8 protein-coding genes are annotated in these 8,061 nt (G+C 71.3%); 5 read left to right on the plus strand and 3 right to left on the minus strand.

Translation table 11 applies throughout. The features are described from left to right. Positions 1–455: 455 nt before the first annotated feature. Positions 456–1,286 carry a hypothetical protein gene (locus ABD256_RS43740; protein WP_344432269.1) on the minus strand — a complete coding sequence of 277 codons (831 nt, stop codon included), beginning with the start codon at positions 1,284–1,286 and terminating at the stop codon, positions 456–458. Between the two features lie 47 nt (positions 1,287–1,333). Here ABD256_RS43740 and ABD256_RS43745 point away from each other — a divergent pair, with 47 nt between their 5' ends. From ABD256_RS43745 to ABD256_RS43755, 3 genes are all read left to right on the plus strand, one after another. Continuing rightward, positions 1,334–1,639, plus strand: a complete 306-nt coding sequence (locus tag ABD256_RS43745; RefSeq protein WP_344432271.1) for a hypothetical protein — start codon at positions 1,334–1,336, stop codon at positions 1,637–1,639. Further along, positions 1,639–2,025, plus strand: a complete 387-nt coding sequence (locus ABD256_RS43750; protein WP_344432273.1) for a GNAT family N-acetyltransferase — start codon at positions 1,639–1,641, stop codon at positions 2,023–2,025. The genes ABD256_RS43745 and ABD256_RS43750 overlap by 1 nt, the downstream gene beginning before the upstream one ends. Positions 2,026–2,188: 163 nt before the next feature. Next, on the plus strand, positions 2,189–3,367 hold the full coding sequence (locus ABD256_RS43755) for a macrolide family glycosyltransferase (RefSeq protein WP_344432275.1): 1,179 nt from the start codon (positions 2,189–2,191) through the stop codon (positions 3,365–3,367). Between the two features lie 161 nt (positions 3,368–3,528). Here the strand turns inward: ABD256_RS43755 and ABD256_RS43760 are convergent, their stop codons facing one another. Further along, positions 3,529–3,954 carry a pyridoxamine 5'-phosphate oxidase family protein gene (locus ABD256_RS43760; protein WP_344432277.1) on the minus strand — a complete coding sequence of 142 codons (426 nt, stop codon included), beginning with the start codon at positions 3,952–3,954 and terminating at the stop codon, positions 3,529–3,531. An 86-nt stretch (positions 3,955–4,040) separates the two neighbouring features. Between ABD256_RS43760 and ABD256_RS43765 the strand changes: the two genes are divergently transcribed. Both ABD256_RS43765 and recQ read left to right on the plus strand, forming a co-directional pair. Continuing rightward, positions 4,041–4,664 carry an alpha-ketoglutarate-dependent dioxygenase AlkB gene (locus tag ABD256_RS43765; RefSeq protein ID WP_344432279.1) on the plus strand — a complete coding sequence of 208 codons (624 nt, stop codon included), beginning with the start codon at positions 4,041–4,043 and terminating at the stop codon, positions 4,662–4,664. Positions 4,665–4,774: 110 nt separating this feature from the next. Continuing rightward, complete coding sequence (gene recQ, locus ABD256_RS43770; protein ID WP_344432281.1) at positions 4,775–6,604, plus strand: DNA helicase RecQ; 1,830 nt, start codon at positions 4,775–4,777, stop codon at positions 6,602–6,604. A gap of 132 nt (positions 6,605–6,736) precedes the next feature. Here recQ and ABD256_RS43775 read toward each other — a convergent pair whose 3' ends face one another. Further along, positions 6,737–7,255: a hypothetical protein gene (locus ABD256_RS43775; protein WP_344432283.1), complete on the minus strand. Its 519-nt coding sequence runs from the start codon at positions 7,253–7,255 to the stop codon at positions 6,737–6,739. Positions 7,256–8,061: the final 806 nt, after the last annotated feature.

An 8,061-nucleotide genomic window follows, 5' to 3' on the forward strand; every position in this document is an offset into this window, starting at 1 on the left:
CTGGCTACACACCTACAATCACCACCGCGGCCACACCGCACTCACCGGCAAACCACCCGCCAGCCGCGTCCCCAACCTCACAGGGCAATACACCTAGACCACGTCTCGCGGCGCCGAGCAAACCGACCGGTGTCACGACAGCCCAGAATCGGCGCGCGCCCGCAGCGGGTACGCGGTACGGGCCCGCGCCGACCCCCAGTACCCAGCACCATAGAAGATCATCGCGCCCAGTGGGAGCCTGAACACGATCTGTGGCCATTTCCCCACATCCGCGCAGCTCAGCGATTTGGCCAGGCAATGGCCGCCGGTCACGCGCGGTCAGAAGTTCTCAACCCCGCGAAGCCCCGACCCGGACCGGGTCGAACGCGCGCTCCAGTCCCTGCGCGGCGCCCCAGCGAACCGGCCGGTGGTGCGCACCAGCTCGGGCCACCTGTTTCATCGAAGCAAGGAGATGGCTAACCGCCTTCCAGCGCCTGGAGCCGTTCCCTGGCCCCGGCCTGTTCGGCGAGCGCACTCCGCTGCTCGCGCCCCAGCTCGGTCACGGACTCCTTCGCTTCGACCACCGCGTCCTCTGCCTCGCGCAGTTGCGCCCGCAGCTTCACCACGCGGTTCTGCGCGCGTTCGACGACGCGCTGCCCCTTCTCCAGCGCGCGCACGGCCTCCGACACCCTGCCCTCCGCCTCTTCGACGGCCTTCTTCGCCTTCGCCACGTCACGTTGCCGCGCCCTGCCGGGTCTGCCCGTCCCCTTCGACGCGGGCGGGGGCTCGGGCGACCGGATCACCCTGAGCGACGGCCGCGTTCCCGGTTCCGGCCCGGACAGCAGCCACGTGGTCGCCGAATCCGCGGACGTGCTCCGCTCCCGGTCCAGCCGCCCGGACAGCACCGCGGCCGCGGACTCCGCGTCGGCGACGACCGCGTTGAGCGTCTCCTCGACCGCGATCGCCGCACTGTCCGAAAAGGACTCGTCGCGGATGCCGCCGGCCAGTTCCCGCACCCGCCGGTGCCGTTCCTTCGTCAGCTCCGGCAGCGGGCGGCCGGTTCCGGTCCGATGCGTTTCCCGCAGCTCCTCCCCCAGCGCCGCGAGCGCCTCGACGTCTTCCCGGTGCTCCCTGACCAGCCGGTTCACCACGTCTGCCGCGACCGTCGGCTTCGGCAGCTTCTTGATCCGGGCGGCGAGCTCGCGGTCGCCCGCCTTGCGGGCCTCGGCCTGCCGCCGGTCGCGGGCCGCCACGAACTCGGCACGCGGAAGCGCGTACAGCTCGTCGGCCACCGTGTCGAAGTCCACCGTCCCGTCCCCTCACCCGTCCGGCCGCGCGGTGCCAGGATGATCGCATGGACTCCGCCGCCGACGCGCCTTTTCGGACCGCGCACGACCCGCGGGCCCTGGTGACCGAGTGGGTGCACGGATGGGCGCGCTCTCGCGGGACCGCCGCGCCCACGCCGGAGCCGGACGGGTTCCGCATCGACGTGGGGCGCCACGGGCACCGGGTCCGCTACGTGCTCACCGGGACGGGCACGGCGGGTGACCGGGCGCGGTCGGTCGCCTCGCCGGGTACCTGGTTGAAGGTCTGCGGGCCGCGGGCGGACACCGTCGCCGCGCTGGGCTCGCGTGGCGGGCGGGCGCGCCCGAGTACCTGATGTCCACCGGCCTCGGCGCGGCCCGCACGGAGGAACCGCCGCGCGGGTACACCGTCGAGATCCGGGAAGGCGAAGCGACGCTCGACGTCCTCGTTCGCGCGGGCGACGGCGGCAAGGCGGCTTCGGGACGTGTCGCGCTGTGGGACTCGTCGGCCACGATCGACCAGGTGGTCACCGAACCCGCCCACCGAAGGCGCGGCCTCGGGCGGCTCGTGATGGGCGCGCTCGGTTCCGCCGCCGCGGCTCGCGGGGCCACGCACGCGGTGCTCGTCGCGAGCGAGGACGGGCACGGCCTCTACACCGCGCTCGGCTGGGCGGTGGACACGCCGCTCACCGCGGCGCACGTCCCGGAAAACCCGGTTGCCGCGGGCCAAGGGCATCCGTAGGGTCCCGCACATGATCATGTTTCCTCGCTTGCGCTCCTGCTGATCCGGCGCGACCGCAGGGCAGGCCCGCCACCGGGCCGCCCCTTCTGAGCTGCTCCCGGCCCGAACCGGGCGCACTCCTGCGCGCCGTCGAACGCCTTTCCGAGAATGCGACAGGAAAATCATGCGAAACCGCCACCACATCCTCATGGTCGGCTGCACCGCGCCGAGCCACGTCTACCCCTCGCTCGCCGTGATCAGGGAACTCGTGTCGAGGGGACACCGGGTCAGCTACGCCGTCGGCGAAGCGCTCACCGGACTCGTCGAACCGACCGGCGCCGAACCGGTCACGCACCCGTCGATCCTCCCGCTCGGCGACGCCGCCGCGTGGCCGGAGGACCCGGCGTCGGCGATGCGCGTCTTCCTCGACGAGGGCATCGGGGTGCTGCCCCGGCTCACCGAGCGGTTCGACGACGACCGGCCCGATCTGGTGCTCTACGACATCGGCGGCCTGCCCGGTCCCGTGCTCGGCGCGCGCTACGGCGTGCCCGCCGTGCAGCTCTCCCCCACCTACGTCGCCTGGGACGGCTACGAGGCGGACCTGGCCGAAACGCTCGAAGCGATCGCCATTTCGGACTCGGGGAAGAGCTACTACGCGACGTTCGACGCGTGGCTGCGGGAAAACGGCATCGACCGGCCGGCTTCGGACTGGCAGTCACACCCGGAGCACGTGCTGTCGCTCATCCCGCGCGCCATGCAGCCGAACGCGGACCGGGTGCCCGACCGGGTCCGGTTCGTCGGCCCGTGCCTCGACCCGGTCCGGCTGGCCGACCGGAGCTGGACGCCGCCGCCGGGTGGCGAACCCGTACTGCTGGTCTCGTTCGGCACCGCCTTCAACGACCAGCCCGAGGTGTTCCGCGCCTGCTTCGAGGCGTTCGCCGGGTCGGGGTGGCATGTCGTGATGTCGATCGGCGACAAGGTCGACCGCGCCTCGCTCGGCCCCGTCCCGGACGGGTTCGAGCTGCACGAAACCGTGCCGCAGCTCGCGGTGCTCGCCGCCGCGTCGGCGTTCATCACGCACGCCGGGATGGGCGGGTGCACGGAGTCGCTCTGGTTCGGCGTGCCGACCGTCGCGATCCCGCAGGCCGTCGACCAGTTCGGCAACGCCGCGGTGCTGGAGCAGCTCGGTGCCGGCAGGCACCTGCCCTCGGACGAGGTCACGGCGGCGACGCTGCGCTCGGCCGTGGACGCCGTCGCCGGGTCGCCGGAGATCGCCGCGCGGCTCGCCGAAATCCAGCGGGAGGTGCGCGCGCACGGCGGCGCGGACAAGGCGGCCGACGCGGTGGAGTCGTACCTGGTTTAGGCCATCGGGGTGGGCGGGCACCCGCCCACCCCGATGGACACCGAGCTCAGGTTTCCGAGGGTTTCAGCGCGATCGCGAGACAGCGTGGCTCGTCGTCGCGACGCGAACCGCGTGCGGCGCCTGCCTCGGCCGGCTCTTCGCGGCGCCGAAGCCGTGACGGTTCAGACCGCGCCGAGATCCGCCGAGATCCAGCGCTCCGGGCGCAGGTAGACCGCGAGCTGCTCCCCGTGCTCCGCCTCGGCCATCTTGACGTAGCCCGCCAGCTTCTCCTCCGGGAGATAGCGCGCGCTCATCTCCCACAGCATCTCGTGCGTGCCTCGCGCCGTCCTGGTGACCGGCCCCTCCACCGCGACGTACCGGATGGACGGTTCGAGGCGCTCCACCATCATGGTGAACCGCCCCGCCGCCTCGATGAGCTTGGCCTTGCGCGATTCGACGCCGGTGAGCAGCCACAGCTCGCCGCCCGGTTGGTAGGCGTACCAGATCGGCACGGTCAGCGGGCCGCGGTCCGGACCGGCCGAGACGGACAGCGCGGCGATGTGCGGCTCGGCGAGGAACTGTTCGCGTTCGTGCACGGATAACGACATGACGCGAAGGTAACCCACCGCACCGACACTTTCCGGGCCGCGACGAGCTGTCGAACACCAGTTCGAGCGTGCGGTACAGTCGTGGCATGGCCGTCGAACTGCAGGAGTCGCTCTTCGCCGAAGCGGACCAGGCAGGCCTCGGGCCGCTCACCGGGCTGCACCGCACCGACCTGGGCCGTGGCGCCTGGATCGACGTGCTGCCCGGCTGGCTCACCGGTGCGGACGCCCTGTTCCAGCGCCTGGCCGACGTCGTCCCGTGGCGGGGCGAGCGGCGCCGGATGTACGACCGCACGGTCGAGGTGCCCAGGCTGCTGTGCTTCTACGACGAGCGGGACCCGCTGCCCGACCGCGTGCTCGCCGACGCGAAGACAGCGCTGAGCGAGCACTACGCGGGCGAACTCGGGGAACCGTTCCGGACCGCGGGGCTCTGCTACTACCGCGACGGGCGCGACAGCGTGGCGTGGCACGGCGACACCATCGGGCGCGGCTCGTCGGAGGACACCATGATCGCGATCGTCTCGGTGGGCGCGCCGCGCACGCTGGCGCTGCGCCCTCGTGGCGGCGGCGCCACGGTGCGGCGCGCGCTCGGGCACGGCGACCTCATCGTGATGGGCGGTTCGTGCCAGCGCACGTGGGAGCACGCGGTGCCGAAGGCGGCGAACGCGGGCCCGCGGATCAGCGTCCAGTTCCGGCCCCGTGGCGTCCGTTGACCGTTCCCGGTGCCGCGAAAGGTGAATTCCCGGACAGCGTTGCCTGGTCGCTCCCGAGGCCGCCGAGAGTCGCCCGCCACCCCGCCCCGGAGTCCTCCTAGAATCGCCCAATGGCTTCCGCCGAAACCGAAACCCCCACCGCACTCGACGTCCTGCGCCGCGTCTTCGGATACGACTCGTTCCGCGGCGAGCAGGAGCAGATCATCGGTCAGGTCGTCGACGGCGGTGACGCGCTCGTCCTGATGCCGACCGGCGGCGGGAAGTCGCTGTGCTACCAGATCCCCTCGCTCGTCCGCGAGGGCACCGGCGTGGTGATCTCACCGCTCATCGCGCTCATGCAGGACCAGGTGGACGCGCTGCGCAACCTCGGTGTCCGCGCCGGGTTCCTCAACTCCACGCAGGGATTCGACGAGCGGCGGGAAACCGAGGCCGCGTTCCTCTCCGGCGAGCTGGACCTGCTCTACCTGGCCCCCGAACGGCTGCGGGTGGAGTCGACGGTGCAGCTGCTCGACCGCGGCACCATCGCGCTGTTCGCGATCGACGAGGCGCACTGCGTTTCCCAGTGGGGCCACGACTTCCGGCCCGACTACCTCGCGCTGTCCGAGTTGCACGAGCGGTGGCCGTCGGTGCCCAGGATCGCGTTGACCGCGACCGCGACGGAGGCCACCCACACCGAGATCGCGAGCAGGCTCAACCTCGGCGAGGCCCGGCACTTCGTGGCGAGCTTCGACCGGCCCAACATCCAGTACCGGATCGTCGGCAAGAACGAGCCGAAGCGCCAGCTCCTGCAGCTGCTGCGCACCGAGCACGCGGGTGACGCCGGGATCGTCTACTGCCTGTCCCGCGCCTCGGTCGAAAAGACCGCGGAGTTCCTGGTGCAGAACGGGATCCCGGCGGTGCCGTACCACGCCGGGCTCGACGCGCGCACCCGTGCGGAGAACCAGTCGCGGTTCCTGCGCGAGGACGGCCTCGTGGTCGTCGCGACGATCGCGTTCGGCATGGGCATCGACAAACCGGATGTCCGCTTCGTCGCGCACCTCGACCTGCCGAAGTCCGTCGAGGGCTACTACCAGGAGACCGGCCGCGCCGGCCGGGACGGGCAGCCCTCGACCGCGTGGCTCGCCTACGGGCTGCAGGACGTGGTGCAGCAGCGGAAGATGATCGACACCTCCGAGGGCGACCAGGCGCACCGGCGCAGGCTGTCGGCGCACCTCGACGCGATGCTCGCACTGTGCGAGACCGTCGAATGCCGTCGAGTGCAGTTGCTGAACTACTTCGGGCAGCAAGGCGAGCGGTGCGGGAACTGCGACACCTGCCTCACCCCGCCGGAGTCGTGGGAAGGCACCGTTCCGGCGCAGAAACTGCTGTCGACTGTGGTCCGCCTGCTCAACGAGCGGAACCAGAAGTTCGGTGCCGGGCAGGTGATCGACATCCTCCTCGGGCGGAGCACGCCGAAGATCACGCAGCACCGGCACGACCAGCTCAAGGTGTTCGGCATCGGGACCGAGCTGAAGGACACCGAGTGGCGGGGCGTGGTCCGGCAGTTGCTGGCGCAGGGCCTGCTTTCGGTCGAAGGCGACTACGGCACGCTCGTGCTCACCCCCGGCAGTGAGGAAGTGCTCTACAAAGGACGGCAGGTCCGGTTGCGCCGCGAACCGGAACGCGCCGCGAAAGCCGTTGCGAAATCGAAGAAGGCGGCTCCGGTCGAACTAGCCGACGAGGCCGTGCCGGTGTTCGAACGGCTGCGCGCGTGGCGCGCGGCGGCCGCGAAGGAGCAGGGCGTGCCCGCGTACGTCATCTTCCACGACGCGACCCTCCGCCAGATCGCGACCGAATCGCCAGGCACGCTCGCCGAGCTCGGCGGCGTGAGCGGGGTCGGGGAGAACAAGCTGGCCAAGTACGGCGAGCAGATCCTCGAGACGCTGGCCGCCGTCTCCTGACGCCGCACCGGGCGGGTTTCCGGCGCGGCGACCGGATATCGACAGCCTGCGCACAGGGGCCGCACAGCAAGGACATGCACGCTGGAACCAGGAACGGCGACCACCGCCGTCAGGGAACTGGAGCACGTCATGTCAGACAAGCCGGAAGAGCGCCCGGACGAGACAACCCGCCCGCTCGAGCAGCCCGCGCCCGCCGGTTCCGCCACCCCTGCGGAACCGGCCGAGTCCACCGCGCCCGCGCCACCGTCCGCGGCCGTCCCGCCGCAGGTACCCGCCGCCCCGGCGCGGACGGGCGGGTTCGGCCGGTTCGTCCGGCACCGCGCGACACAACTGGTCGCGGTGGGTGTCATCGGACTGCTCATCGGCGGAGGCGGGATGGCGCTGATCGAATCCGGGTCGTCGCCGCACGACCGGGGTGGGAACCACGGCTTCGACCACCGGCGAGGCGGCCGCTTCCCCGACCGGCAGGGCGGTGACCGCGGGCAGTTCCCCCCACGCCCGCAGCAGCCGGGTACCGGGGCTTAGCCGAAGTCGCGGAATGGGCATCCCGATGACGTCGAGGCCGCGCTCGCCGAGTTCGCGCTCGCCGAGTTCGCGCTCGCCGAGTTCGCGCGGGCGATGTTCACCCGCGGCGCCGAATTCTTCGAGCACCTCTTCGGCGACAGCCCGCCCCAGCGCCTGATCGATGCTCCCATGAGTGTCGGGTGGTGAGGGGTGTGCGCATTGCCCTGGAGCGCATAGTGATGCGTGCGCGTCGATTCTGGTGAGGTGGGTGGCGGAAGCGCGGAGCCCCGTGTCAGGGGCTTGGTCCCCGAGCTGTATTTAGGCCCCGAAAGGCCGCGAGCAGGCGTGAACTCGCAGGTCACTGAAGAGCCTGTGCGCATGCTGCCCTCGTCCTCACGTTGCTTCACGGCCGAAGGGGCCAGGGCGGCATGCGCAAATTCATCCGCCGCCACCGCGGCCGCAGGCCCCATCGCCGCTGAAGGACCCCTTCGGGGAATCTGACGCCGCGATCTCGCCCCTCGCGGCGGGCGGCATGGTGGCGCCTATGCCCTGAAGGCAGCCTTCGCGGCGTCAGATTCCCTCAAGGGCCCCTTCAGGGCATGCGCCCCGGAGCAGAGCAGGCCCCGCGAAGGCCACATCCGCGGCGTTCACGTCTATGAAGGCCGCTTGCGAGGCAGGAGCGCGGGAACGGGAACGAGTCGCGAAACCCCGGCACATGCCCCCGAGGACGCCTTCACGGCACCTGATGCCGCGTTCCCGGCCGTCACAGCACAGTTGAGTCCTCGAAGGTGGTCTTCGGGGCGCTAAGCGGAGTCTGTCGGAGTGGCTTGTGTGGGGTTGGGTGTGGGTGCATATAAAAGCAACCCGGGCCCCGGGAGAACGTGGTGTTCTCGACCGGGGCCCGGGTTGTGAAGGGTGTTCGGCGGCGTCCTACTCTCCCACAGCCCTTCGGC

Source organism: Amycolatopsis minnesotensis, from assembly GCF_039529815.1.
In the GTDB taxonomy this organism is placed as follows: domain Bacteria; phylum Actinomycetota; class Actinomycetes; order Mycobacteriales; family Pseudonocardiaceae; genus Amycolatopsis; species Amycolatopsis minnesotensis.

Coding starts and splice junctions, on each gene's coding strand:
- ABD256_RS43750 (WP_344432273.1), top strand. CDS start 1,639: ATGTCCACCGGCCTCGGCGCGGCCCGCACGGAGGAACCGCCGCGCGGG.
- ABD256_RS43760 (WP_344432277.1), bottom strand. CDS start 3,954: ATGTCGTTATCCGTGCACGAACGCGAACAGTTCCTCGCCGAGCCGCAC.
- ABD256_RS43765 (WP_344432279.1), top strand. CDS start 4,041: ATGGCCGTCGAACTGCAGGAGTCGCTCTTCGCCGAAGCGGACCAGGCA.
- recQ (WP_344432281.1), top strand. CDS start 4,775: ATGGCTTCCGCCGAAACCGAAACCCCCACCGCACTCGACGTCCTGCGC.
- ABD256_RS43745 (WP_344432271.1), top strand. CDS start 1,334: ATGGACTCCGCCGCCGACGCGCCTTTTCGGACCGCGCACGACCCGCGG.
- ABD256_RS43755 (WP_344432275.1), top strand. CDS start 2,189: ATGCGAAACCGCCACCACATCCTCATGGTCGGCTGCACCGCGCCGAGC.